This window comes from Rhodococcus sp. I2R, from assembly GCF_020889545.1.
Classification (GTDB): Bacteria; Actinomycetota; Actinomycetes; order Mycobacteriales; family Mycobacteriaceae; genus Rhodococcoides.
In genome coordinates this window covers 54,894-79,663 of sequence record NZ_JAHUTG010000007.1, presented here as the reverse complement: position 1 = coordinate 79,663, position 24,770 = coordinate 54,894, and the positions used below count along the sequence as shown (strand labels likewise).

Below are 24,770 nucleotides of genomic sequence, written 5' to 3'. Positions count from 1 at the left end.
CGCCGCATGTGAGTGGAAATACATAGCCCTCTATGTAGTTTCACTCACATGCGGCGAAGCCGCCATACTTCGGGTGTGAGCGAATTCTGGGACCGCATATCCGCGGTGAGTCCTGATCCACCGGTGTGGATCGTCCAAGTAGCAGCGCTGGCCGCGCTGGCGATAGTGCTGATCCCGCAGACGTGGCGTATCGCGCGCAACGTGGTGACCATCGCGCACGAGGGTGCGCACCTGTTCGTCGCGCTGATCACGGGTAGGCAGCTGATGGGACTGCGCCTGCACTCGGACACCTCGGGTGTGGCGATTTCCAAGGGCAAGCAGACGGGCCTCGGCGTCATCGTCATGACCTTTGCGGGCTACGTCGGCCCGTCGCTCCTGGGACTCGGGGCGGCCTTCGTGCTCGGCACGCAACATGCGTCGGCGGTGCTGTGGATAGGTATCGTCTCGATTGCGCTGATGCTGTTGATGATTCGCAACCTCTACGGATTGTTGTCGCTGGTGGTGGTCGGCGCCGTGCTGTTCGTCGTGTCGTGGTGGGGCACCGGTGAGCAACAAGTTGCTGCGGCGTACTTCATCACCCTTTTTCTGCTGATTGCGGGCCCGCGTCCCGTCCTCGAACTGCAACGCTCGCGCAGCGCGGGACGGGCACGCGACTCCGACGCCGATCAGCTGGCCAGGTTGACGTTTCTGCCGGGAATCGTCTGGGTGGGCCTGTTCCTGCTGGTCACGCTCGGATGTCTTGCACTGGGCGCGTGGCGGATTCTGGCTCCGGTGCAGTGACATCGACACTGGCCTCGGGGGCAGTGAAGTAGAACATGGCTCTCCGGGCGTCGACCTGTTGCTCGGTGATGGCCAGCTGACCGCGACCACGGCTGAAGAATGCCGTGAGCCAGGAGATCACCGTGGTCAGGCGGCTACGGAAGCCGACGATGTAGACCAGGTGGACGAGCAGCCACATGATCCAGGCGATGAAACCGGTGATCTTGATCGGCCCGATCTGCGCAACCGCGCTGAACCGCGAGACAGTCGCCATGGATCCCTTGTCGAAGTACCGGAAGGGTTTACGTTCGGGTGCGGGTCTACCGGACCGCACGGCTTCGACACCGTCTTCGATGACACGGGCTGCGTAGCGTCCACCCTGGATGGCGACCTGCGCGATGCCGGGAAGATTGTCCAGTGCCATCATGTCGCCGACGACGAATACCTCGGGATGGCCGGGGAGCGAGAGGTCCGGTTCAACGAGGACGCGACCAGCGCGGTCGATCTCGGCACCGGACTGCTCGGCGAGCGTTCTTCCGAGAGGGCTGGCGGCGACGCCCGCGGACCACACCTTGGTCCGGGCACCGATGCGTCGGATGGTGCCGTCGGCATCCTTGACCGACAGGCCACCGAAGTCGACGTCGGTGACCATCGCGCCGAGTTGGATGTCGACGCCCATCTTTCTCAAGCGTCGGGCGGCCGCCTCGCCGAGTGAGTCGGCGAACGGCGGAAGCACCTTCGGTGCCGCATCGAGCAGTACGACGCGTGCGCTGCGACTATCGATATGGCGGTAGGCACCGTCGAGTGTCTTATTCGCGAGTTCGGCGATCTGGCCGGCCATTTCGACGCCCGTGGGTCCGGCGCCAACGACGACGAAGGTGAGCAGCCGAGCGATCTCGTCGTCATCTGTGGCGAGTTCCGCCTGGTCGAAGGCGCCGATGATGCGGCCGCGTAGCTCGAGGGCGTCATCGATGGTCTTCATGCCGGGCGCGAACTCGGCGAAGTGGTCGTTGCCGAAGTAGGACTGACCCGCGCCTGCGGCGACGATGAGGCTGTCGTAAGGGGTTTCGGTGACGCGTTCGAGGAACTGAGAGGTGACGGTTTTCGACTCGAGGTCGATGGCACCCACCTCGCCGAGAATGACGGAGGCGTTGTGCTGATCTTTGAGGATCAAGCGGGTGGACGGCGCGATCTCGCCCTCGGACAGGATGCCCGTCGCCACCTGGTAGAGCAGGGGTTGGAACAGGTGGTGGGTGGTCTTGGCTATCAAAGTGACGTCGACATTGGCCTTGCGAAGTTGCTTGGCTGCGAACAGTCCGCCGAACCCGGAGCCGATAATGACGACGCGGTGCCGGTGAACTCGTTGTGCGAGCGCCGGTGTGAGTTCGGGTGAGTTGGACGCGGACATGGGTGTGTCCTTCCATGTTCGGGACGTCCGTGTGCGGGCCGTCGTGTGTGCTGTGTCACTATGTACTTGAAGGCTACAGCACTGCATGTCTGAATGTTAAGACAATTACGGTCGAGTCCGGATCGCGCAGCGGCCTCGCCTAATGCACGTAGGTTGCTACCTAATGATGATAGGCTCTTGTCATGGACAGGCTGCCCCTCAATCGATCCGTGGTGACGGAGCGCGGTGCGCGACTCGCTGACGCGACCGGGTTCGATTCGTTGAGCCTCGCCGCGGTTGCCCGATCGTTCGGCGTGCAAACACCCAGCCTCTACTCGCACGTCAAGGACCTCGCTGACCTCCGGGATGGCATTACCGCCCTGGCCCTCGGTGAACTCGCAGCGAACATCGGCGAAGCCATAGCCGGTCGATCGAAGAAGGATGCGCTGGTGGGTTTCGCGATCACCCACCGTCAGTATTCGACCGAACATCCGGGCCGGTGGGCGTCCTTGCAGCGGCGTGCAGGGCAGGCCGCCGTCGACACAGACGCCGCCCGCCGCATCGTGCAGGTGACCGACGCCGTCCTGATCGGCTACGACATCGCCGGCCCCGATCGGACTCACGCCACGCGCATCATCGGTAGCGCATTGAGCGGGTTTCTGAACCTCGAACGAAGCGGAAGCTTCGCGCACAGCCTGCCACCGGCCGAGCAGTCGTGGCCGGAACTGATCGACGCCCTCGACTTCCTCCTGACTCATTGGCACAACCGCGGCACCGCCCGCCAGAAGGCAACTCCATGATCACCACACGCCTCACTCACGAATTTGTCCGCGGTGCAGTCGAACTCGAATCGACCGACCGCGGCGTGCGTCCCCACAGACTCCCCCGGTTGATTCGAGAACGGTTCGCCGATCCGCAGCTCGCCCTCATGGAAGCGCAGCCGTCCGGGGTACGGGTCGCCGTGCGTACAACGGCCGTCGACATCTCCTTGGAGGTGCACGCCACCCGCATCACGTACCGCGGCGCGACGCGTGCCCGCGGCGCCATCGACGTGGTGGTCGACGACGTCTTCCGCCATTCTCACGTCCTCACCGGCGGGGACGCCATCGAGATGGACGTGCAGACCGGTACCCGAACCTTCGAGCCGGGGGCACCCGAGCTCGTCACCGTCACCGACCTTCCGGCCGGGCAGAAAACGGTCGAGATCTGGCTCCCTCACAACGAACAGGTAGATCTGATCGCACTGCGTTCGGATGCTCCATTGCAGCCTGCACCGACGAGCGGGCCGGTGTGGTTGCACCACGGCAGCTCGGTCAGCCACGGTTCCAACGCCACGAGCCCCACTCGCATCTGGCCCGTGGTCGCGGCGCGACACGCCGGCGTTCAGGTACGCAACCTGGGGTTCGGCGGCAGCGCGCTCGTGGATCCGTTCATGGCTCGCCTCATGCGTGACACTCCAGCGGACATGATCACCGCCAAACTCGGACTCAATGTGGTGAACCGCGACTCCATGAGGCTCCGCAGCTTCGTTCCCGCCGTTCACGGGTTCCTGGACACTATCCGTGACGGCCACCCCACCGCGCCGCTGCTGCTGATTTCGCCCATCCAGTGCGCGATCCACGAGGACACACCGGGCCCCGGCGCGATCGATCCGAACACGCTGGGCACCGACTCGGTGCAGTTCGTTGCGACTGGATCGAAAGGTGATACCGCCCTGGGGCGCTTGACACTTCGGGTCATTCGGGACGCCTTGACGGAGATTGTCGACAGCAGGTCCGACGATCCGAACCTGCACTACCTCGACGGTCGCGCACTTTACGGCGAGAGCGACGCACAGCGCTATCCGCTCCCCGATGGCCTGCACCCGGACACAGACACTCACGCCCTCATGGGAAAGCGCTTCGCGGACAGAGTATTTGGGCCGGGAGGTGCGTTCGGGAAAGCTCGTCCCCGAGCGGCTGCCACCGGCTAGTGGTTCGTGTTTGAAGTCGTTTTACGGGTTGCCTTCTCGGGGACTGTCTCCGGGCGTTTTCGTCCAGACGAACGGTGTTGCGCGGGCGTACGTTGGAGGCGATACCGAGGAACAGATCACGCAGGATCAACGGCGTCCATCCCTCCACCACGACGCCCACTGTGCGGCCGATCGAGCACGCGATTTCGGTGAGGTTTCGTTGGCCACAACGCCGAGGATGGCCCATTGCGTTTTGCAAGCTACCTGGTTACGCTCTGGAATCACCTGAAGGATTCGCCATGGAGGAAGGCGTAAGTCCCATGTCCGATGCTCTCGCCGACCCAGTGTCCACCGATGCGGTCGCCCGGTTCCGGCATGCGACCACCGACAATGATATCCCCGCCCTGCTCCACACCTTGACCGACGATGCCGAGCTCGTCTCACCGCTGTCGGGGCGGCTCGTATTCCGCGGTCGTGCTGATCTGACCCCACTGCTCACCCTCGTCTATCGAGCGGTCAGCAACCTGCGATGGACCGACACCCTCGGCACCGGTGACACCCGAGTCCTGTTGGGCGAAGCCAGGTTCGGGCCCTTTCGGATGACCGAAGCGATGGTGCTCGACCTCGCTCCCGACGGCCGAATCCAGCGGATGCGTCCACACCTGCGACCCTGGCTCGCGCTCACCGCGGTCGCGATGTGGTTGGGTCCGAATCTGCTCCGGCACCCCGGAGCGGTTCGCCGAGCCGTAGGCTCTAGACAGTAGGCACGGGACCACCGAGCTCGTCGACCAGCCAGCCGGGTATGAGTTCGAGTGTGCGAGTCACGCCGATGTCGGTGCGGAAGCGGTCGTCGTGGCTGGAGTGCCGCGGCTGCGATGTCGGCATCGCCGAAGGTCTCCGCGCCCCGCAACTGGGGAATCGCTTCAAGTTTATCCCTGTCACCGTCGATCAACCCGAGAGGTGCATTGCGCATCCCATTTTCCCACCTAGGAACTGTCAAATGAATTGAAACACGCGACACTAGCTCCGGTTGCCAGCCTTGGTTCGCCGAATCCTCGCTCCGGACGAAGGATGGTCGGCGGCGCCGGCACGCTCAGCGAAGGACCCTGGGGTCAAGTCGAGCCGTCGCAGCAACTGCGCGTTGGCCGCGACGATGACCGTCGACAGCGACATCAGGATCGCTCCGATCGACATCGGCAGCACGAATCCGACCGGTGCCAGCACTCCTGCCGCTAGCGGAACGGAGATGAGGTTGTATCCCGCAGCCCACCAAAGGTTCTGCTTCATTTTCCGGTAGGAGGCTTGAGAGAGTTCTATCACCGACAGCACTGATCGTGGGTCGTCGCTGGCTAGGATCACTCCCGCCGACGCGATCGCAACATCAGTACCCGCGCCGATCGCGATGCCGACGTCGGCTTGCGCGAGCGCGGGCGCATCGTTGACTCCGTCGCCGACCATTGCCACGGTCCGGCCTTCTCGTTGAAGATCAGCGACTTTCTGGGATTTGTCTTCCGGTTTGACTCCCGCGAAGTAGCGATCAGCACCGAGTTGGCTGGCGACGGATTTCGCTACTGCATCGGCATCGCCGGTGATCATGACCACCTCGATCCCGCGCGCGTGGAGCGCGTCGATCGCCGCGGGTGATTCCGGCCGGATCTCATCGGCCAACGCGAGCGCGCCGATCACGGCGCCGTCTGCGAGAACGTGGAGGATGATCGCCCCGTCGCCGCGCCACCGATCAGCGACCGCAAGTTCGGCCGCATGCTCCTGCTCGAGAACCGCCGGCCCGCCGACCTGGATCCGGGTTCCGTCGACGTCAGCGGATACCCCGACAGCTGGCGACGACTGGAAGTCGGAGGCGTCCGGGACGGTCAAGTGCCGTTGCCGTGCGGCGTCGACGATGGCGCGTGCCAGAGGATGCTCGGAATCGGCCTCAGCGGCCGCGGCCCACGCGAGGACCTGATCGGCGGTGCGGCCGTCGGTCACTTCGATCGCGGTGACGGTGGGTTCGCCTTTGGTCAGTGTTCCTGTCTTGTCGAACAGCACGGTGTCCACTGTCCGCATGGTCTCGAGGGCCAGCCGGTCTTTCACCAAAATGCCGCCTCGGGCGGCTCTTTCGGTGGCGATGGAGACCACCAGGGGAATGGCCAGGCCGAGGGCGTGCGGGCAGGCGATGACCAACACGGTGATCGTCCGGATGATGGCATAGTCGGGCATTCCGAACAGCGTCCACACGGTGGCGGTAACGACTGCTGCGCCGAGTGCGAACCAGAACAACCACCCCGCTGCGGTGTCCGCGATGCGTTGGGCGCGTGAGGTCGAGTTCTGGGCGTCGGCGACCAAGCGGCCGATCCCGGCGAGGGCGGTGTCCTCTCCTACTGCGGTGACCTGGACACGAAGTCCGGAATCGGTGGCCACCGTCCCAGCAACGACCGCCTCGCCCTCGCCGCGGCGGACGGGGCGCGATTCACCGGTGATCATGGATTCGTCCATGCTCGCCGTTCCGGAAACGATGGTGCCATCGGCGGGCACTCGTCCGCCGGGGCGGACGATCATGACATCGCCGAGCTGCAGCTGGTCTGGAGATACCGACACCACGTTTTCGCCCTCGACTCGTTCGGCGGTGTCGGGTAGCAGCGCTGCCAGTGAGTCCAGGGCAGAGGTGGTCTGAGCGAGCGACCGCATTTCGATCCAATGCCCGAGTAGCATGATGACGATCAGCAGGGCCAATTCCCACCAGAAGTCGAGCTGATGGTCCAGTACGCCGAGGCTTGCTCCCATCGACGCGACGAATGCGACCGTGATCGCCAATCCGACAAGAAGCATCATTCCTGGTGTACGCGAGCGTATCTCGCTGACTGCGCCAGTGAGGAACGGCGATCCGCCCCAGGCGAACATCACTGTGCCCAGGACTGGGGAAATCCAGTTGATCCACGACGCGTCGGGCAGCGAGTAGCCGACCAGCATCGCGAACATGTTGGAGGCGAGGACCACCGGGACGGCGAGGACGAGCATGAACCAGAAGAGCCGTCGGAACATGCCGACGTGATCACCGTGCCCATCATGACCGCTGTGGCCGGTGTGCTCGCCATGTTCGGAGTGGGCTGCGCTATGTGTTTCGTGACTTGCCTCATGCCCGCTGTGTTGCAGCGTATTCGGCTGGTCTGCCTGTCCGGAATCGACGTCCGGATTTGTGTGGTGGTTCATCGTACGAGTCCTAACCGTCCAACTAGTTCGATGGCTATGGGATGCGCGGATCTGCGGGGGCCGGTTCGGCGGAGTATCCGGCTTCACGAACGGCGGCGATGACCTCCGCCTGATCCAGATCGGCGACACCTATCACCGTCAGCGTTCCCGCCGACGCCGATACGGTCGCTGACTCCACTCCAATCACTGCACTGACTTCTTCGCGGACCGATGCCTCGCAGTGACCGCAGGTCATGCCGCTGACTCGGTAGTTCGTGTTCGTCATGCTTGCTCCTTCATCGGTATCATACCCCCTAGGGGTATCAACGTCGCATGTCGGACCATACCCCCTCCCGGTATATTTGGGAAGGGGAACTTTCTGAGGGCCTTGGAGGAGAAATCGTCGAGCGCACGCGACGGATTCTCAGGAGAGCGAGGAGGCCGATTCGTCGCCGTCGGCGCTGGAATCGAGTCGACAATTGCGGACCCAACCTGACCTCGATTGTCCATAGCGTCACCGTCGTACCGGAGAACACGACGCACGAGGGGCGAGGGCACGATGATCCACACGACAGGGTTGACCAAGACATTCAGCAGAGGAAAAGCGACGGTGGAGGCTGTTCGCGGTATCGATCTGCACGTGAAGGAGGGCGAATTGGTTGCCCTGCTGGGGCCGAACGGCGCGGGGAAGTCGACGACGCTTCGCATGCTCACGACACTGCTGGCACCGACGTCGGGGTCGGCGACGGTCGCAGGCCACGACATCACCACCGAGCGCGACGCCGTGCGGCGCAATCTGGGATACGTCGGACAAGGCAACGGTGGTGGGCACAATCAGCGAGTCCGTGACGAGTTGATCACGCAGGGTCTGTGCTACGGGCTCTCGAAGCAACAGTCCGGCACGCGAGCGGACGAATTGTTGGCTGCGCTGGAATTGTCCGACCTGGGCAGAAGGACAGTATCGACGTTGTCGGGAGGGCAGCGTCGTCGGCTGGACATCGCTATCGGACTGGTGCACCGACCGCCCCTGTTGTTCCTCGACGAGCCGTCGACCGGCATGGACCCGCAAAGCCGAGCAAACCTGTGGGAGCACATCCTTCGACTTCGCCGGGAGATGGGCACCACCATCGTGCTGACGACGCACTACCTGGACGAGGCCGACTCGATGGCCGAGCGGGTCATCGTCATCGACAAGGGATCGGTCATCGCCGACGACACCGCCGATGCCCTCAAAGCCGAGCTCGCTGGAGATCTCGTCACACTCACCGCCGAGAGCAGAGACGCCGCGGAGTCCCTCGCGTCGATCGTGGGACGTCTCGACCTCGTGCGGGATGTGACGGTGTCGGGGAGTCGGCTCAATATTCGCGTGGTTCGCGCCGAGAAGGCATTGCCGGCATTGATCCGGCTGAGCGAACGCCACGGGATCGGTATCGAGGCCGCCGACATGTCGCGGCCGACCCTCGACGATGTCTTCCTCGGCCTCACCGGCCGCAGTCTCCGCGAAACCGCAGCAGCGTAGGGGTGAAGAACATGAACGTATTGAGTGGAAGTGCCATCGTGATGACCCGGGAACTGCGCCCCACAGTGCGCGATCCCTTCACCGTCGTATTCAGTCTGACCCAACCATTGATACTGCTGGCCCTCTTCGGGCCGCTGCTTACCGACGTGCCCGGCCTCGGTGACGGAAACGTCTGGGACTGGTTCGTCCCTGGGGTGCTGGCGATGATCGCAATCTTCGGCACCTCGATGACGGGTTCGAATCTACTGACGGAGCTGCACGACGGATCGCACGAGAGAATGCTCGTCACGCCGCTGCCGAGGTCGTCACTGCTGATCGGCCGGGCCGTCAAGGAGCTGGTTCCTCTTGCTGCACAGGCGGTTCTGATCATTCTCGTCGCGCTGCCGCTCGGTCTGTCGGTCAACCCGATCGGCGCGGCGATCGGCATCCTGATACTGGGCGTGTTCGGCATCGGGCTCGGCGCGCTGTCCTACGCTCTTGCACTCGCGGTGCAGGCGCAGGACTGGGTTTTCTGGGCAATACAGCAGACCCTGATGTTTCCGCTGCTGATCCTGTCCGGCACCATGCTGCCCCTCGACAACGCCCCCGGATGGATGCAGTTTCTCGTCGACATCAACCCGCTGGGCTACGTCGTCGACGCCGAACGGGCGCTGTTCGCAGGCGACTTCGCGAGTTCGACGGTACTTCATGGCGGCGTCGCGGCGGTGACGGTTGCCGCGGTGGGCCTGGGCGTCGGGGTTCGTGCGATGAGGCGCTGATTGATTCGCTACGTTCACAACGCCACCATGTGTTTACATCCGACGGTGGCGTTGTGAACGAATGCTGGGTGTGTGAACAGTCGCTAGAACACCACCCACAGCAACGACGCCAGAGCGAACACCGCCAGTCCGAGCGTCGTCTCCATGACCGTCCACGTTTTGAGCGTCGTCTTCTCGTCCATGCCGAAGAACCGGCTGACGAGCCAGAAGCCGGAATCGTTGACGTGGGAGAGCACGGTGGCGCCGGCGGCGAGGGCGAATACCAGCAAGGCGATCTTGAAGTTGCTGAGATCCTGCTCGCCCACCTGGACAGCGATGAGACCCGCGGTCGTGGTCAATGCGACGGTCGCCGAACCCTGGGCCACGCGCAGCGCGGTAGCGATCAAGAAGGCCTGCAGCATGATCGGCAGTCCCAGATCCGAGAGCGAGGACGTGAGCGACTGGCCGATACCGCTGGCTCGCAGTACGCCACCGAACATGCCGCCGGCACCGGTGATGAGAATGATCGCGCAGACCGGTCCGAGGGCCTGATCCATGTACTTCGCGGCATCGGCCACGGGGAAGCGGCCCGGTGCCAGCAGGAACAGAGCAAGCAGGACGGTGATGAGCAGGGCGATCGGAGTCTGACCGATGAGTGTGAGCGCGGCCGCCCATGTCGAATCGCCGTCCACCACGCCGGCCGCTGCCAGGGTGTTGACGCCGGTATTCAACGAGATGAGTACAAGCGGCGTCAGGAGAATGAGCAGGACGGTACCGAATTTCGGCGACGGCTCGAATCGCACCGGTGCGTTCGGGTCCTTGCTTCCGTCACTGTCAGTGTCGCCGTCAGTGTCGCCGTCACTGTCGCGGTCACTGTCGCTGTTGCCGCTACCACCTGTCATGGGGCCGGCGAACAGATCGACCGTAGTGACCTGGACGCGTCGTCCCAACGCGGTGCCGACGAGGTAGGAGCCGACGAACCACGCCACCACCGCGACCGGAACACCGACGACGAGCGCAGTGCCGATGTCGCCGCCGAGCAGTTCCGTCGCTGCAACGGGACCGGGATGCGGCGGAACGATGGCATGCATGGCAGCGAAGGCGCCTGCTGTCGGCAGCGCGTACAGCAGCACCGAACCGCCGAAGCGTCGGGCGACGGTGTAGATGATCGGTAGAAAGACCACGAGTCCGGCGTCGAAGAAGATCGGGAAGCCGAAGATGAGGGCTGCGACACCGAGTGCCAGTGGCGCTCGTTTCGCGCCGAAGCGGTTGATCAGCGTGTCCGCCAAAACTTGTGCGCCACCAGTTATTTCGAGTAGTCGCCCTATCATGACGCCGAGGGCGACCAGTAGCGCGACCGAACCGAGGGTGGAGCTGAAGCCTGACATCAAGGCGTCCGGAACGTCGGCGAGGGGAATCCCGGCCACGACAGCGGTGACTGCGCTGACCAGGACGAGGGAGACGAAGGCGTGCAGCTTGACCTTCATGATCAGGAAAAGTAGGACCGCCACAGCGGCGGCAGCTATCAACAGCAAAGTGGTCGTACCGTATGCCGGTTCGATCGGATCCATGACTACCTCGTTCGTTCGGCTCGAAATTCGACCCTATCGAACATTCACAGTGTCGCGGGGGGTTTGAAATCCAAATGTGGAACTATGCGCCAGACCAGAAAAGCCGGTACATCCGTACGGGTTTATCGAGGCCAGGGAGGGGTACGTGCCTGTCATGAGTGATGCAGGTCACCGGGCAGGCGGTGTGCGTGAACAGGCCCAACGACATGCCGCGGCGGCCAGGATGAAGATGAAACACCGGCGCGAGCAGCAACGTGGGGGACTGGGGGGATACGTCGCCGAGCACGCAGGCGACTGGAGTCTCGAGGATCAGAACACCGAGGCGATGGACCGTCAGGTGAGGTTCTGGCGGTTCATTACCGACAAGTGGTTCCGGATGGAGATCGACGGGTGGGAGAACATCCCCGAGCCGCCTGTCCTGGTCGTCGGAGTGCACTCGGGTGCGCCGTTCGTATGGGACGCATGGACTGTCGGTGCGCAATGGTGGCGCCGATTCGGTGAGAAACGGACCCTGCACGGAACGGCGCACGACGCTTTGATGGCGTTTCCGGTGATCGGACGGGTGTTCCGATCCATGGGTGTGCTGCCTGCAGCGCCTGACTCGATGGCGACAGCCCTGGCCGAGGGACGCGATGTCATCGTCTGGCCGGGCGGAGAGGTGGACTCGCTGCGGCCGTGGAGCGAACGCGACGTCGCTACTCTCGGTGGGCGCACCGGATTCATCCGTCTCGCCATCCGCATGGGGGTGCCGATCGTGCCCGTCGCGACCGTCGGTGGGGCCGACGCCATGCCCGTTCTCATTCGGGGCGACAAGCTCGCGCGCACGCTGAAGCTGGACCGATTCGCCCGCTTGAAGGTCTTCCCGATCGCACTGTCGCTGCCCTGGATCATCGCGCCGGCTGCACTGCCGCAAATCCCGCTACCCGCCAAGATCCGTACCCGCTTCATGTCGCCGGTCAGCGTCGAGCACGACACCGAACTGTGCGAAAACGAGGAGTACGTCGAGGCGAAATACAACGAGGTGCGTGAGCGGATCCAGGACGGCATGGATGCTCTCGCAGCCAAGCGCAAGTTCCCGCTCTTCGGGTAGTAGCGGTAGCGCTAAGCTCACCTCATGGATCGACCTGCGGTAGTACTGGAGAACGAGGAAGCCGTCTACGACTTCTACCTGCGCCATCAGCAGAACCGTCAGGTGGCGCGGGTCGCCTACGCAGCACTTGCCCAGCGCTTCAAACCGCGGGTGAGTTATCCCGACGGTGCACGAGAAGATCTGCGCCGGCTCATCTACGACGACACCAGGATCATCATCGCGGTCAATCACCTGAGCGAGACCGATCCGTACACGGTTGCAGCGACAGCGTGGGCGAGTCCGCTGCGCGCTGTAATCGGCAGGACCCGGGTGTTGGCGAAGGATGAACTCTTCCAAGAACCCAAGCAGCGCAGGCGAATCGACATGATGGGCGGCATCCCGGTCTTCCGCGGAAAGAACCATGGAATGCGCGCAGTGAACGCTGCAGGCAAGGCGATGATGGATGTCAGTGCCCAACGCCTCCAGCGGGGCGACGATCTCGCTGTCTTCCCGGAGGGCACGTGCAACCTCGAGGACCCGACCAAGGTTCAGCACGTCGGCAGCGGACTCGGCCACATCGTGGCACGCGCTCGAGAACGCGGCGTCGAACCGGTGCTGGTGTGCGTGGGTCTGAGCTACGGACCCGGCAGTGAAAGGCTCAAGTCGGCCAGCGTTTACATCGACAACCCGATCACCGAGCTTCCGGCCAAGCCGATCGCCATCACCCGCGTCGTCACCGACGGAATGCAGAAGGCGCTGGACGGCGCGGTGGCCGCCTACTGAACCGTGCCGCAGGTATTGGTAGAAACAATTCTCGGACGTTCTCATCGATCGCAACTACCAGGAGCAGCCCATGAGTGATGCAATCAGAACCGCCGTAGTGACCGGAAGCGCACGTGGCATCGGCGCCGCAGTCGCCCGACGTCTCGCGCAGGACGGTTTCGGCGTCGCCGTCGTCGATCTGGACGAAGCGGCCTGCGCAGACACGGTCCAGGCCATCAAGTCCGCAGGCGGTCAGGCCATCGCCATCGGCGCCGACGTCGCCGACGAGGATTCGGTCAAGACCGCGGTGGACCGCATCGCTTCCGAGTTCGGCGCCCCGACCGTTCTCGTCAACAACGCGGGAATCACTCGTGACAACCTGCTGTTCAAGATGACCGTCGGCGACTGGGACTCCGTGTTGGGTGTTCACCTGCGCGGATCGTTCCTCATGACCCGCGCGATCCAGAAGCACATGATCGACGCGAAGTGGGGACGCATCGTCAACCTGTCGAGTACCTCGGCACTCGGCAATCGCGGCCAGGCCAACTACTCCGCCGCCAAGGCCGGTATGCAGGGCTTCACCAAGACCCTGGCGATCGAGCTCGGCAAATTCGGCGTCACCGCCAACGCCATTGCACCCGGATTCATCGAGACCGAGATGACCGCGGCCACGGCCGAACGCGTGGGAGTTCCATTCGAGGACTTCAAAGCCGCTGCCGCCGCACAGATTCCGGTCAACCGTGTCGGACATCCTGACGATATCGCGCACCTCGCATCGTTCTTCGTCAGCGAGGGCGCGGGCTTCATCTCCGGCCAGGTCGTCTACGCCGCAGGTGGCCCGAAGGACTGATCGCACGCTACCCCCCCACGACGCATGAATGGGCCATTGCAACTGTCTAGGCGTTGCAATGGCCCATTCATGCCGAACAGGGGGAGGGTTTACGAGTACGAGTAGAACCCCTTGCCGGACTTGCGCCCGAGCATCCCGGCGTCGACCATGCGCTGGAGCAGAGGGGGCGGCGCGTAGTGCGGCTCCCGGAACTCGGCGTACAGGGATTCGGCGACGGCCAGGGTGACGTCGAGTCCGACCGTATCGGTCAGACGCAACGGGCCCATCGGGTGTGCGCACCCGTTGACCATGCCGTCGTCGATGTCCTCCGCACTGGCGAAGCCGGATTCGAGCATCCGGATTGCCGACACCATGTACGGGATCAGCAGTGCGTTGACGATGAAACCGGCGCGATCTCCGGACCGAATCGTCTTCTTGCCCAGTGTGTTCGACGCGTAGTCGGTGACTGAGGCGACGGTTTCCTCGCTGGTCACGAGGCTGACGACGATTTCCACCAGCGGAAGCACCGGAACCGGGTTGAAGAAGTGAACCCCGACTACCTTGTCGGGACGCTTCGTGGCGTTGGCCATCTTGATGACCGGAATCGACGACGTGTTGGTCGCCAGAATTCCCTCGGGCTTGACGATGGAATCGAGCTTGCCGAACAGGTCGAGCTTGAGCGACTCGATCTCGGGAGCTGCTTCGACGACGAGATCGCGATCGGCGAAATCGTTCATGTCGAGCGTCAATGTGATTGCTGCGCGTGCCTTTTCGGCAGCATCCGCCTCGATTCGACCGGACTTGACGGCTCGAGCGAAGGACTTGTCCAGCCGTGCCTCGGCAGCGTCGGCCGTGGCCTGGCTGGTTTCGAGAATCAGCACGGAACTACCGGAGCGAGCGCACATCTCGGCGATCCCGGCTCCCATGGTGCCGCCACCGATGACGCCTACGAGGTTGATGTCGCTCATTTGAGCAGCGCCCGGGACATGACGACACGCTGAATCTGGTTGGTGCCCTCGTAGATCTGCGTGATCTTGGCGTCGCGCATCATTCGCTCCACCGGGAAATCGGTGGTGTAGCCGGCGCCGCCGAAGAGCTGCACGGCGTCGGTGGTGACCTCCATGGCGACATCGGATGCGAAGCACTTCGATGCTGCGGAGATGAAGCCGAGGTTCTTCTCGCCGCGCTCGGCGCGTGCTGCGGAGTGGTAGACCATCAGGCGCGCTGCCTCGACCTTCATGGCCATATCGGCGAGCATGAACTGTACTCCCTGGAAGCTGCTGATCGACTGACCGAACTGCTTGCGGTCCTTGGTGTATTCGATCGCGGCGTCGAGTGCACCCTGGGCCAAGCCCACTGCCTGGGCGCCGATGGTGGGACGAGTGTGATCGAGGGTCTGTAGAGCCGTCTTGAAGCCCGTGCCGGGCGCGCCGATGATGCGGTCACCGGGGATCTTGCAGTTCTCGAAGTACAGCTCGGCCGTCGGGGAGCCCTTGATGCCGAGCTTCTTCTCCTTCGGGCCGACGATGAATCCCTCGTCGTCCTTGTGCACGATGAACGAGGAGATTCCGTTGGCGCCCTTGTCCGGATCGGTGACTGCCATGACGGTGTACCAATCGGACTTGCCGCCGTTGGTGATCCAGCACTTCGAGCCGTTGAGAACCCAGTCGTCACCGTCGGCCGCGGCGCGGGTGCGCATGCTCGCGGCGTCGGATCCGGCCTCACGTTCGGAAAGTGCGTACGACGCCATGGCGCCACCGGCGAGGGAGGGAAGGACCTGCTTCTTGAGCTCGTCGGACCCCGCGAGGATCAGGCCCATCGTGCCGAGCTTGTTGACGGCGGGGATCAGCGAGGACGAGCCGCACACGCGGGCAACCTCTTCGATGACGATGCACGTGGCGACCGAGTCTGCGCCCTGACCGTCGTACTCCTCGGGCACGTGGATGGCGTTGAAGCCGGAGTTGTTCAGAGCCGTCAGCGCCTCCTCCGGGAAGCGCGAGTTCTCGTCCACGTCCTTGGCGTACGGCGCGATCTCTTTCTCCGAGAGCGCGCGGATGGCCGAACGCAGCTCGTTGTGCTCGTCGGGTAGCTGAAAGAGGTCGAAGTCAGGATTTCCGGCCATGATGCCACTCTCCTAGGGGCTCGGTGTCGGCGCGCGGCACTCGGTGCCACGCCTGGGTCGATGATACTCGGGTGGTAGTGCGATGACAAGGGTCCGGTGGCACTGAGTGCCACCGGGTGGCCGTCGCCTTCGGCATGAATGGACCACCGCAACGGTTAGACGTTTGCAATGTGCCATTCATGCGGGAAGGGGCGGCCGGGAACCGTCAGTCCAGGTGCTCGGACAGCGCGTCGGCGACGGTCGCAAGCGAGGTTCCGCGGGGGAAGACGGCGACGACGACCTGGTCGGTGCCGATGTGGAAGTCGGCGCGCAGTTTCTGCAGGGCGCTCTGGAGGTCTTCGCGGCTGGTGGGGACCCCGTCGCGGATCATGCGCCGCAGAATGTAGTTGTGCGTCGCCGTCACCGACGCGGTGAACTGCAGAATGTGCAGGTGTGAGTGCGTCGGCATCGCTCGGCGAAGATAGTTGACGAACAGGCGGTCGTACCGGAACACCGTGACGATTTCGCGGTCGCGTAGCGCCGGATTCTCGTGCACCACCTTGTATCGGAGCTCGGCGTGCTCGCGCCAGCCCGAGAAGCGATCGAACACCAGTTGAGCTGCATCGCAGACTGCCACCCACGGGTCGGGGTGGGTCTGTTCGAGGAACTCCGCGGCGCGCGCGAGCAGAATTTCGTGGTCGGCGAAGATGACATCGTCCTTGCCGCGAAACTGGCGAAAGAACGTTCGGCGGGAGATCCCGGAGGCCTCGGCGATGTCGTCCACGGAGGTGGCCTCGTATCCGTTGGCGGCGAAGAGGTCGAGAGCAGCCTTCGCCACGGACAAGCGAAACGCATCGGAATCCTCGGAGTCGCGCATAGTGCACGAACGTAGTCCAGTTTGCGGTTGGTCGGTTGCTACCGCTGAGTACGCCCGGCTCGAGGGCCTAGAAACGGTAGGGTCGAGCGGACAACTTATCCACCGGAAGGGATGCAAGTCTTTGGCTCTCGTCGCAGGAATCGACTCCTCCACGCAATCGTGCAAAGTGTTTGTCCGAGATGCCGATTCGGGTGCACTGGTCCGCAGTGGCCGAGCCTCGCACCCCGACGGGACCGAGGTGGATCCGGCCGCGTGGAGATCTGCGCTCGACACCGCTATCGCCGACGCCGGCGGTCTCGATGACGTGGACGCGGTAGCCGTCGGGGCGCAACAGCACGGGATGGTGTGCCTGGACGAATCGGGGGACGTGGTTCGGCCGGCGTTGCTGTGGAACGACACCCGGTCGGCGAAGTCCGCGGAAGATCTCGTCGCCGAACAGGGCGGTGGGCAGGCCTGGGCGGACGCCGTCGGCGTCGTCCCGTTGGCCGCCATCACCGTGAGCAAGTTGAGGTGGCTCGCCGACAACGAACCCGGCAACGCGGACCGCACCGCAGCGGTCTGTCTCCCACACGACTGGTTGAGTTGGCACCTCGGCGGTGCCGCGAACCTGGACACACTGGCAACGGACCGTGGTGACGCCAGCGGCACCGGCTATTTCTCCGCGGCGACGAACAGTTATCGCGAGGATCTGCTCGAGCTGGCTCTGCGTGGGCGTCGGCCGCGCTTGCCCAGAGTGGCCGGACCGTCCGAGCGAATCGGCCAGACGGCGTCGGGAGCAATCATCGGACCGGGTACGGGCGACAACGCGGCCGCGGCGCTCGGGCTTGCCGCGCAGGTAGGTGATGTCGTCGTATCCGTGGGTACCTCGGGTGTGGTCTCCGCGGTCACCGACGTCGCGGCGACGGACGCGTCGGGGATCATCGCCGGTTTCGCCGACGCGACGGGGCGGCAACTACCGCTGGTCTGCACCCTCAACGCCGCCCGGGTGCTCGACGCGACGGCGTCGATGTTGGGCGTCGACCACGACGAGTTGTCGCGGTTGGCGCTGTCGACGACGAGCGACGGATTGGTGCTGGTTCCGTATCTCGAGGGCGAGCGTACGCCCAATCGGCCCGATGCCTCCGGTGCGATTCATGGTCTACGGCTTGGCAATTCGACGCCCGGCCATCTGGCGCGTGCAGCCGTGGAGGGTTTGCTGTGCGGTCTGGCCGACGGCATCGACGCGCTTCGGCGGCAGGGGATCGAGACGCGTCGGGTGTTGCTGATCGGCGGCGGCGCGAAGTCGGCGGCGCTGCGCGAGCTCGCACCGGCGATACTCGGCACACCCGTCGTCGTTCCCGAACCCGGCGAGTACGTCGCCGACGGCGCTGCCCGTCAGGCTGCGTGGGCACTGGCTCAGTCGGCGGAACCACCGCAGTGGGCGTCGGCGCCCGCTCGCACCTACGAGGCCGACCCCACCCCGGCCATCCGCGAGCGCTACGCCGAGGTGCGGGATCTGACGGAGGGCCTCTAACGCACTCCCTCGGCGCGGAGCTCGCGCGCCCAGGATTCGGCGTGCCGAGTAAGCACCCCGGCGATGCGCTCGATTTCGCCGGGGTACGAGGTCACCTCGGCCGGCATGGACACGCTCAGCGCGTCGGTGGCGGGAATTCGGTAGGGCACCACCGTGGCGATGCACACGACACCGACGGTGCCCTGCTCCTGTTCGAGCGACCACCCGCGTTTGCGTACCTCGGCCAGCTCGGCGATCAGGGCATCGCGGTCGACGATGCTGTTGGGTGTGTACCGCTCGAGCTGGGCGGGGAGAAGCTGCACCACCTCGTCGGTGGTCAGTTCCGCGAGCAACGCCTGTCCCAGCGCGGTGACGTGGCTCGGCAGTTTGCGGCCGACTCGGTGTGTCCGCCGAGTTGCCAGGGTGGAGCCGCGGCTCGCGAGGTAGATGACGCTGCTTTCGTCGCGTCGCGCGAAGTGGACGGTGTGCCGAACATCGGACCGAAGTGATTCCAGGACTTCGTCCGCGCGTTCGACGACGGAGTCCTTGTCGAGGTACGAGGTGCCCGCCAGCAGGGCGTGCGTGCCGATGCCGTACTTCGAACCGGACTCGTCCGCCTCGATCCACCTCAGATCCTTGAGGGTGCGCAGAAGCGCGTGCAAGCTCGATCGCGGGTACTTGCACGCCTCCTGCAGCTCGCCGAGGCTCATTCGTGTCGGCGAGGCTGCGAGAGTCTCGAGGATGTGAATGGTGCGCTCGGCCGACTTCACCGGTTGGGATTCCGGTACGGCGCCGGGAATGACATCGTTCACCATGACGACATTGTCCCTCATGTCGAACTTCCTACCACCCACTGCCTTCACGCGTCAGTACTTCTCGACGAGATTGGCTTCGATGTACTCATGCGAGATCGCTTCCCCCAGGCCCGGACGTTCGGGCATGACGACCATGCCGTTGCTGTCGATCGGATCGACGATGGCCTCGAGGTGCGGGGGCACCCAGTCGTAATCGGTGTGTGGGTGCAACAGTCCACGCTCGTACCATTGGATGTTCGGCGCACCGCCGACCAGCGCCAGGTTGGGGGCGCCGTTGCCGTGTATCTCGCATTCGAGACCGAATCCGTCGGCCATGTGCACCGTCTTGAGCGCCGGGGTGATCCCCCCGCCGTTCATCGCCCCGACGCGCAGGATGTCGCAGGCCTCGTTCACGATCCACTCGGACCTCGACCGGTGACGGCCGGGCGTGGTTTCCGGTCCGATCACCGGCGTATCGATCTGATCGGCGAGCCATTTGTAGGACCGCAGCGAGAACTCGTCCATCGGCTCCTCGAACCAGTCGAACCGCAGCCGGTCGAGTTCGCGCCCCAACGTCAGCGCCTCGGTCCGCGAGTACCAGTGGTAGCCGTCGAGCATCAGCGAGAAACCCGGCCCGACGGCATCGCGGACCGCCGCGCAGGCGTCGATATCGCGTCGAAGATTCGGCGCTCCGGGTAGTGGCGGCATCCAGGTGTGCAGCTTGATGCCCTGGTAGCCCTTGGCTTTGAGCGCGACGGCGAACGCGGCGTAGTCCTCCGGTGAGGACAGACCGCCCTCGATGTTGTCACCGCACATCGTGCTGGCATACGCCTTGACCTGCGATCGCGCCCCGCCGAGCAGCTTCCACACGGGTGTGTCGAACTTGTTGCCCGCCAGATCCCACAACGCTTGGTCGACGTAGCTCAGCGTGTGCTCCGGCAGTTCGACGGCCCTCGTCCGTTGCCGGATCGCGAACTCCCTGTCGATGGCCTCTCGGGCCAGAGGGTCCCGTCCGATCAATGTCGTCCGGAAGTAGTTCTCGACCTGGTCCTGGCGCAGGTAGTTGGGCTTTCCGAGTGCGTAGCCGCGCACCCCGTCGGAGTCGGTGATCTCCAGTAGAGCCTGGGTCGACTGCGCGGAAGGCCCGGGGTGACGGTGCCCGTACGAGTCGACTGCGGTGCGCGCCTCCGTCTTGAACACCTGTACGGATACGTTCTCGATCACGCTGGACATAGTCGGCGATCCCCTATTTGCCCTGACGGGCATCGTATTTGGCCTTGGAACGGTTGAGCTTCTCGGCGAAGTCGTCGGCGAAATCCTGGGCGCTGAGCTGGCCGATCAGTACCTTCTGCCACTGGCCGAGCATCTGCACCTGAACGATCTTGCCGAAATCCGGCAGATAGTCCGGGGGAGTGACCAACACGGACGACGGGTCGTCGAGAACATCCTGTGCCGCCTGGACGGAGGGCATCGCGGCGAAGGACGGCGCCGACCGCGCGGATACGCTGACCGGGATCTGTCCGACGTTCTCGTTCCAGTAGGTCTGCGACTCCGCCGAGGTCATGAACTCGAGAAACTTCCATGCGGCAGCCTGATGCTGGCTGCTCTTGAACACCGTGTACGACGGAAACGGGTCTGTCATCACCGTGCGTACGCCGTTGTCGGCAACAGGAAGTGCGACGGCGCCGACGGCATCGCCGAGGGCTTTGCGGTGGTTGCTCAGCGAACCGAGGTTGTGCTGCATCATCGCAACGGAACCGCCGCCGAAGCTTGCGACCATCTGCGGGAACCCGTTGTTGACGTCTGCGGTGGGAGTTTCGACGTCGTACAGTGCCGCGAAACGTTCGATCGCGGCGACCATCTCGGGTCGGTTCAGGGTGGATTCGCTGCCGTCGAAGAACTCGTCGATGCCGGTGGTCGCGAACATGTGCTGCAGCAGTGGGTAGATCGAACCACCGCCGCCGCGGATGGTGAACCCGTATCGGCCCTCGGATCGGTCGGTGAGTTCTGCTGCGTTGTCGTAGAACTCGTCCCAGGTTTCGGGTGGTTCGATTCCCGCCTCGTCGAACCAGTCGGCGCGATACCAAAGTGTCGCGTTGTTGCTCGTGTAGGGCAGGCCGTACAGGTGGTCACCCCCACCGGATTCGATGGCGGACTCGAGGATCTTGGGGTCGTAATCATCGCGCTGCGGCGACGCTGCCACGAAGTCCTCGAGCGGTATCACGGCATCCTGCGCGACGAGCGGGGCCAGGTACGCGGTGGACACGATCCCGAGGTCGGGTGCCGACCCGCCGGCGAGTGCAGTTTGATACTTCTGCTGAGCGCTGTCCGAGGGCAATCCGACGTATTGGACGTCGATACCGGGATTGGCAGTCTCGAAGCGCGAGATCAACTCCTCGTACAGCGGGGTCCGGTCCGGTCCGGCGTTGTTGTCCCAGAAGGTGAGAGTGCCACTGTTCGGGTCCCCGAGGGCGCCGTCGGGCAATGCTGTTTCGGAACCGCACGAGGTCAACACGAGGGTTGTCACTGCTCCGATGAGAGTTGTGCGCAACAGCATTCTTCGATTCATGCGTGTGCTCTTTCCATGGTTCATGATCAGCCCTTCACCGCTCCGGCGCTGAGGCCTTGAACAAGGTACTTCTGGATGATCGCGAAGACTGCGACGACCGGGACGGCGGCGATGAGCCCGCCGGCGGCGAGGACACCGAAGTCGACGTTGTAGGAGCCGATGGTGTAGCTCAATCCGACTGGGAGAGTGAACTTGTCCTGGCTGCTGATGAACATGAGTCCGAACAGGAAGTTGTTCCAGCTGCCGATGAAGGCAAACGAGCCGACTGCGATCAGCCCGGGACGCAGCAGGGGCAACATGATGATGCGGAAGGCCCGCATACGGGAGCATCCGTCGACCCTCGCGGCTTCTTCGAGCTCGACGGGGATCTGCGAGATGAATCCGGCCATCAGCATGGCAGCAAGTGGTAGTTGGAAGACGGTATCGGCGACGATGAGACCGAACAGGTTGTCTACCAGTCCGATTTCTCGAAAGACCTGAAAAAGCGGGATGAGCAGCATTGCACCGGGAACGAACTGGCTGCACAGCAGCGCCATCACGAGTGGGATCTTTGCTCGAAACTTGAAGCGTGCCAATGCGTATCCGGTGGCAAGTGCGACGAATGTGGTCAACACCAGCGACAGTGCGGCGACGATCAGGCTGTTCTTGAAGAAGAAGCTGAAACCGAGCGTGTTCCAGACGGTGTCGAAGTGATCGAATGTGATGGGCCACGGAAGCATCGAAGTCGAGTCGGCGGGCCGGAAGGCGAAGACGATCATCCAGTAGAAGGGCACGAGGGTGAACAGAAGATAGAGCGCGAGTGGAAGACCCACGCTGAAGACACGGGGTCTCTTCCGGTGGAAACGAGGTTCGCCCGAGGCCTTCGGGGCCGCAATGGGCGTCGGCGGACGTTCTGTCGTAGTAGTCATGTTCTCAGGCCTTGTCGCTGTTGAACTTGCTCAGGCGCAAGTAGAGGATGGAGCAGAACAGCAGGATCACGAATGCCACGGTGGTCAGTGCCGAGCCGTATCCGAAGTCCTGGGCGGTGGTGGCGAGTTGTGAGACATACAGCGGCAGTGTCGTTGTGACGTCGGCGGGGCCACCGGCAGTGAGGGTGTAGAGCAGGTCGACGTTGTTGAACTCCCACACACCTCGCAGCAGGGTCGAGAGGATGATCACGGCCTTGAGATGCGGCAGGGTGACGAACCGGAATCGCTGCCAGCGGTTGGCGCCGTCGACGTTCGCGGCCTCGTACAGGTCCTTGGGGGCGCTCTGGAGTTCGGCAAGGATGAGGATGGCGAAGAAGGGGACACCGCGCCAGAGTTCGGCAACGCTGGTGGCCCAGAAGGCGGTGTCGGGATCGGCGATGGGGGCGGCAGTTCCGTCGCCGATGCCGATCTCGCCGAGAAGTTTGAACAATCCGGTTGACGGGTTGTAGATGAGTAGCCAGATTCCGGTGGTGAGCACGCCCGAGACGGCCCAGGGGGAGAACACCAGGGCGCGGGCCAGGCCGCGTCCGCGGAACACTTCGTTGACCAGCAATGCGAGGCCGAGGCCGAGGATTAGCTGGAAGACGACCTGGACGCCGACCCACTTGGCAGTGACGACCAGGCTGTTCCAGAACATGTCGTCGGCGAACATGAGTCGGAAGTTGTCCAGGCCGGCGAAGCCGTTGTCCCACGGCGTCGTGGGGTTGTAGTACTGCAGGCTGTAGTAGAAGACGCTGCCGACCGGGTAGAAGATGAAGACGGCCAGCAGGATGACGACCGGCGCGATCAAAATGTAGGGCGCGGATCTGCGGCGCCTGCGACGGGTGCGACCGGAGGCCGCAGCGTCGGGCGCCTGCTTGCCTCCCGATCTGGGCGGAGTTGTGGTGACCATGGGGGACGCTCCGAGGCTTCGGGCCGGGTGTGGCCGGCGGGTCTGGGTCTTAGCGGTTCGAGCGGGTGAAAGCTCTGCGGTGGAGGAAGATTCAGCGTGGCGGAAAGGTCGGTTGCTCTTGCGTCACGAACCAGGCTGCGTGCGCTGGGTTCGTGTCGTGGTCGCCTGCTTTCGCGGTCCGCGTAAGCGGGTTCACGTATATGAACGCATGCCTACTATGTGAATTTCTGGCTTTACTATGACCGCAGTCACACGCGGTGTCAAGCGTGTGCTGTCAAACATTGTCGACGAGCCAGCGAGCCGCCGCTGACTGCATTGCCGCCGAAAACCTGTGGCGATCGGCGTACCACTCGGTGTTCAACGAATCCGAACCCGTGTACGCGCGCTCGAGGGCGCGCTCGGCCTCGCGCATACCGTCGATACCGAAATGCAAGTCGTACTCGGCGAATTGAACGAGCATCGGCATCGGAGCTGCAGTAGCGGCGATGTCCGGCCAGTCGCCCACGGCCGGTAGTCCTGGGGTGATCATCGCCCAGGTGGTGTCGTCGGCGTGACCGTCCGCGATGTCTTCGAACGTACTCATCATCGCGGTGATCACTGCGGCCTGGACATCGGCACAGGTGAGTAGATGCACCACGCGCGCGCCTCCGCCCGAGAAACCCGAGATGGCGATGCGGTTCGGGTCGATGCCGGCGGTGGCGCGCAGCACGGCGAGGGCGTGAAGATCCTCGCGCAGAATCGTCCCTGCCAGCGGCATGTTTCGAAGAATCGCAGTCTTGGCCAGGCCGTGCTCGTGCTCGCGGGCGGCGGCTTCGTAGCGCTCGCTCTCGTTCTCGAAGGCAAGGCCTGCTCGCTGGGCCCGGGCAGGGAAATCCTGCCAGTCGACTCGGCGACTACCCCACGGAAACACGTCGTGGACCAGGACGGCAAAGCCTGCCTCGACCAGCCCCTCGGCGACGGATCGGCCGTCGTAGCCACGTCTGCGCAACGCGGCTGTCCCTGATGCGATGCCGTCCGGGCCGTCGGCCACCTTCTCCTTGCCGTAGAACTTCACCCCGTCGTGCCCGTGGAGCAGGAGGACGGCGGGCAGATCGGGTCCGGTGTGCCCGGCGGGGCGGAGCAGCCAGGCCTGCGTTCTTGGAGTCCCCCAGGAGAGCTCGACGCCGTCCACTGCGCCGCGGTTCCACGTACGTCCGTGCGTGACACTGGGGGGTTGGATGCCGATCTCGGGGCGCACGCCGAGGAGCCGGCTCGCACGGTCGCGAAGGGTCGACCGTGGACAGTTCGACAGCTCATGTGTTCCCATG

The 24,770-nt window shown here is 64.1% G+C and carries 24 protein-coding genes; 10 read left to right on the top strand and 14 right to left on the bottom strand.

The features are described 5' to 3' along the window. The first annotated feature begins 48 nt into the window (after nucleotides 1-48). Nucleotides 49-780 (top strand): M50 family metallopeptidase, encoded by a 732-nt coding sequence (locus tag KVY23_RS09000; RefSeq protein ID WP_268994914.1) that lies wholly within the window; start codon nucleotides 49-51, stop codon nucleotides 778-780. Here the strand turns inward: KVY23_RS09000 and KVY23_RS08995 are convergent. Then, on the bottom strand, nucleotides 725-2,167 hold the full coding sequence (locus tag KVY23_RS08995) for an NAD(P)/FAD-dependent oxidoreductase (RefSeq protein WP_230556142.1): 1,443 nt from the start codon (nucleotides 2,165-2,167) through the stop codon (nucleotides 725-727). The genes KVY23_RS09000 and KVY23_RS08995 overlap by 56 nt on opposite strands. A gap of 182 nt (nucleotides 2,168-2,349) precedes the next feature. On the opposite strand from KVY23_RS08995, the gene KVY23_RS08990 reads away from it, so the two are divergent. The 3 genes from KVY23_RS08990 to KVY23_RS08980 all read left to right on the top strand — a co-directional run bounded on the left by KVY23_RS08990 (nucleotide 2,350) and on the right by KVY23_RS08980 (nucleotide 4,861). Continuing rightward, the gene (locus KVY23_RS08990) at nucleotides 2,350-2,946 is read left to right on the top strand and encodes a TetR/AcrR family transcriptional regulator (protein WP_230556141.1); all 597 of its coding nucleotides are present in this window, start codon (nucleotides 2,350-2,352) and stop codon (nucleotides 2,944-2,946) included. Then, the gene (locus KVY23_RS08985; RefSeq protein WP_230556140.1) at nucleotides 2,943-4,118 is read left to right on the top strand and encodes an SGNH/GDSL hydrolase family protein; all 1,176 of its coding nucleotides are present in this window, start codon (nucleotides 2,943-2,945) and stop codon (nucleotides 4,116-4,118) included. Before KVY23_RS08990 ends, KVY23_RS08985 begins: the two co-directional genes overlap by 4 nt. A gap of 278 nt (nucleotides 4,119-4,396) precedes the next feature. Beyond that, nucleotides 4,397-4,861 carry a nuclear transport factor 2 family protein gene (locus KVY23_RS08980; protein WP_230556139.1) on the top strand — a complete coding sequence of 155 codons (465 nt, stop codon included), beginning with the start codon at nucleotides 4,397-4,399 and terminating at the stop codon, nucleotides 4,859-4,861. Here KVY23_RS08980 and KVY23_RS24875 read toward each other — a convergent pair. From KVY23_RS24875 to KVY23_RS08970, 3 genes are all read right to left on the bottom strand, one after another. Then, nucleotides 4,851-4,982: a hypothetical protein gene (locus tag KVY23_RS24875; RefSeq protein ID WP_268994913.1), complete on the bottom strand. Its 132-nt coding sequence runs from the start codon at nucleotides 4,980-4,982 to the stop codon at nucleotides 4,851-4,853. The genes KVY23_RS08980 and KVY23_RS24875 overlap by 11 nt on opposite strands. A 135-nt stretch (nucleotides 4,983-5,117) precedes the next feature. Next, nucleotides 5,118-7,304 carry a heavy metal translocating P-type ATPase gene (locus tag KVY23_RS08975; RefSeq protein WP_230556138.1) on the bottom strand — a complete coding sequence of 729 codons (2,187 nt, stop codon included), beginning with the start codon at nucleotides 7,302-7,304 and terminating at the stop codon, nucleotides 5,118-5,120. Nucleotides 7,305-7,338: 34 nt separating this feature from the next. Beyond that, nucleotides 7,339-7,569, bottom strand: a complete 231-nt coding sequence (locus KVY23_RS08970) for a heavy-metal-associated domain-containing protein (RefSeq protein WP_230556137.1) — start codon at nucleotides 7,567-7,569, stop codon at nucleotides 7,339-7,341. Between the two features lie 273 nt (nucleotides 7,570-7,842). Between KVY23_RS08970 and KVY23_RS08965 the strand changes: the two genes are divergently transcribed. Further along, nucleotides 7,843-8,802: an ATP-binding cassette domain-containing protein gene (locus tag KVY23_RS08965; protein ID WP_230556136.1), complete on the top strand. Its 960-nt coding sequence runs from the start codon at nucleotides 7,843-7,845 to the stop codon at nucleotides 8,800-8,802. Nucleotides 8,803-8,813: 11 nt separating this feature from the next. Then, nucleotides 8,814-9,560: an ABC transporter permease gene (locus KVY23_RS08960; RefSeq protein ID WP_230556135.1), complete on the top strand. Its 747-nt coding sequence runs from the start codon at nucleotides 8,814-8,816 to the stop codon at nucleotides 9,558-9,560. A gap of 83 nt (nucleotides 9,561-9,643) precedes the next feature. On the opposite strand, the gene KVY23_RS08955 is transcribed toward KVY23_RS08960, so the two are convergent. Then, nucleotides 9,644-11,110 carry a GntP family permease gene (locus KVY23_RS08955; RefSeq protein ID WP_230556134.1) on the bottom strand — a complete coding sequence of 489 codons (1,467 nt, stop codon included), beginning with the start codon at nucleotides 11,108-11,110 and terminating at the stop codon, nucleotides 9,644-9,646. 154 nt (nucleotides 11,111-11,264) lie between these two features. Between KVY23_RS08955 and KVY23_RS08950 the strand changes: the two genes are divergently transcribed. The 3 genes from KVY23_RS08950 (at nucleotide 11,265) to fabG (ending at nucleotide 13,791) form a co-directional block, all read left to right on the top strand. After that, entirely contained in the window at nucleotides 11,265-12,200 is a 936-nt protein-coding gene (locus KVY23_RS08950; RefSeq protein ID WP_230556268.1) for a lysophospholipid acyltransferase family protein, read from the top strand. Between the two features lie 24 nt (nucleotides 12,201-12,224). Continuing rightward, a complete protein-coding gene (locus tag KVY23_RS08945) occupies nucleotides 12,225-12,962 on the top strand; it encodes a 1-acyl-sn-glycerol-3-phosphate acyltransferase (RefSeq protein ID WP_230556133.1) in 738 nt (245 codons plus the stop codon). A 70-nt stretch (nucleotides 12,963-13,032) separates the two neighbouring features. Then, nucleotides 13,033-13,791, top strand: a complete 759-nt coding sequence (gene fabG, locus KVY23_RS08940) for a 3-oxoacyl-ACP reductase FabG (protein WP_230556132.1) — start codon at nucleotides 13,033-13,035, stop codon at nucleotides 13,789-13,791. Between the two features lie 89 nt (nucleotides 13,792-13,880). Here fabG and KVY23_RS08935 read toward each other — a convergent pair whose 3' ends face one another. From KVY23_RS08935 to KVY23_RS08925, 3 genes are all read right to left on the bottom strand, one after another. Then, entirely contained in the window at nucleotides 13,881-14,729 is an 849-nt protein-coding gene (locus KVY23_RS08935) for a 3-hydroxybutyryl-CoA dehydrogenase (RefSeq protein WP_269418162.1), read from the bottom strand. A 5-nt stretch (nucleotides 14,730-14,734) separates the two neighbouring features. Then, nucleotides 14,735-15,892, bottom strand: a complete 1,158-nt coding sequence (locus KVY23_RS08930) for an acyl-CoA dehydrogenase (protein ID WP_230556130.1) — start codon at nucleotides 15,890-15,892, stop codon at nucleotides 14,735-14,737. A gap of 205 nt (nucleotides 15,893-16,097) precedes the next feature. Continuing rightward, nucleotides 16,098-16,748: a TetR family transcriptional regulator gene (locus KVY23_RS08925; protein WP_230556129.1), complete on the bottom strand. Its 651-nt coding sequence runs from the start codon at nucleotides 16,746-16,748 to the stop codon at nucleotides 16,098-16,100. Between the two features lie 121 nt (nucleotides 16,749-16,869). Here KVY23_RS08925 and xylB point away from each other — a divergent pair, with 121 nt between their 5' ends. Further along, nucleotides 16,870-18,261 carry a xylulokinase gene (gene xylB, locus KVY23_RS08920; RefSeq protein ID WP_206511037.1) on the top strand — a complete coding sequence of 464 codons (1,392 nt, stop codon included), beginning with the start codon at nucleotides 16,870-16,872 and terminating at the stop codon, nucleotides 18,259-18,261. On the opposite strand, the gene KVY23_RS08915 is transcribed toward xylB, so the two are convergent. The 6 genes from KVY23_RS08915 to KVY23_RS08890 all read right to left on the bottom strand — a co-directional run bounded on the left by KVY23_RS08915 (nucleotide 18,258) and on the right by KVY23_RS08890 (nucleotide 24,769). Next, entirely contained in the window at nucleotides 18,258-19,073 is an 816-nt protein-coding gene (locus KVY23_RS08915; protein ID WP_230556128.1) for an IclR family transcriptional regulator, read from the bottom strand. The two genes, xylB and KVY23_RS08915, sit on opposite strands and share 4 nt — an antisense overlap. Before the next feature lie 33 nt (nucleotides 19,074-19,106). Further along, nucleotides 19,107-20,267, bottom strand: coding sequence for an enolase C-terminal domain-like protein (locus KVY23_RS08910; protein ID WP_230556127.1), 1,161 nt, complete (start codon nucleotides 20,265-20,267; stop codon nucleotides 19,107-19,109). A gap of 13 nt (nucleotides 20,268-20,280) precedes the next feature. Further along, nucleotides 20,281-21,603, bottom strand: coding sequence for a sugar ABC transporter substrate-binding protein (locus KVY23_RS08905; protein ID WP_230556126.1), 1,323 nt, complete (start codon nucleotides 21,601-21,603; stop codon nucleotides 20,281-20,283). 26 nt (nucleotides 21,604-21,629) lie between these two features. Continuing rightward, entirely contained in the window at nucleotides 21,630-22,511 is an 882-nt protein-coding gene (locus tag KVY23_RS08900; RefSeq protein WP_230556125.1) for a carbohydrate ABC transporter permease, read from the bottom strand. Between the two features lie 4 nt (nucleotides 22,512-22,515). Beyond that, nucleotides 22,516-23,463 (bottom strand): carbohydrate ABC transporter permease, encoded by a 948-nt coding sequence (locus KVY23_RS08895; protein ID WP_206511033.1) that lies wholly within the window; start codon nucleotides 23,461-23,463, stop codon nucleotides 22,516-22,518. A gap of 274 nt (nucleotides 23,464-23,737) precedes the next feature. After that, a complete protein-coding gene (locus KVY23_RS08890; RefSeq protein ID WP_230556124.1) occupies nucleotides 23,738-24,769 on the bottom strand; it encodes a S9 family peptidase in 1,032 nt (343 codons plus the stop codon). Nucleotide 24,770 lies beyond the last annotated feature (1 nt).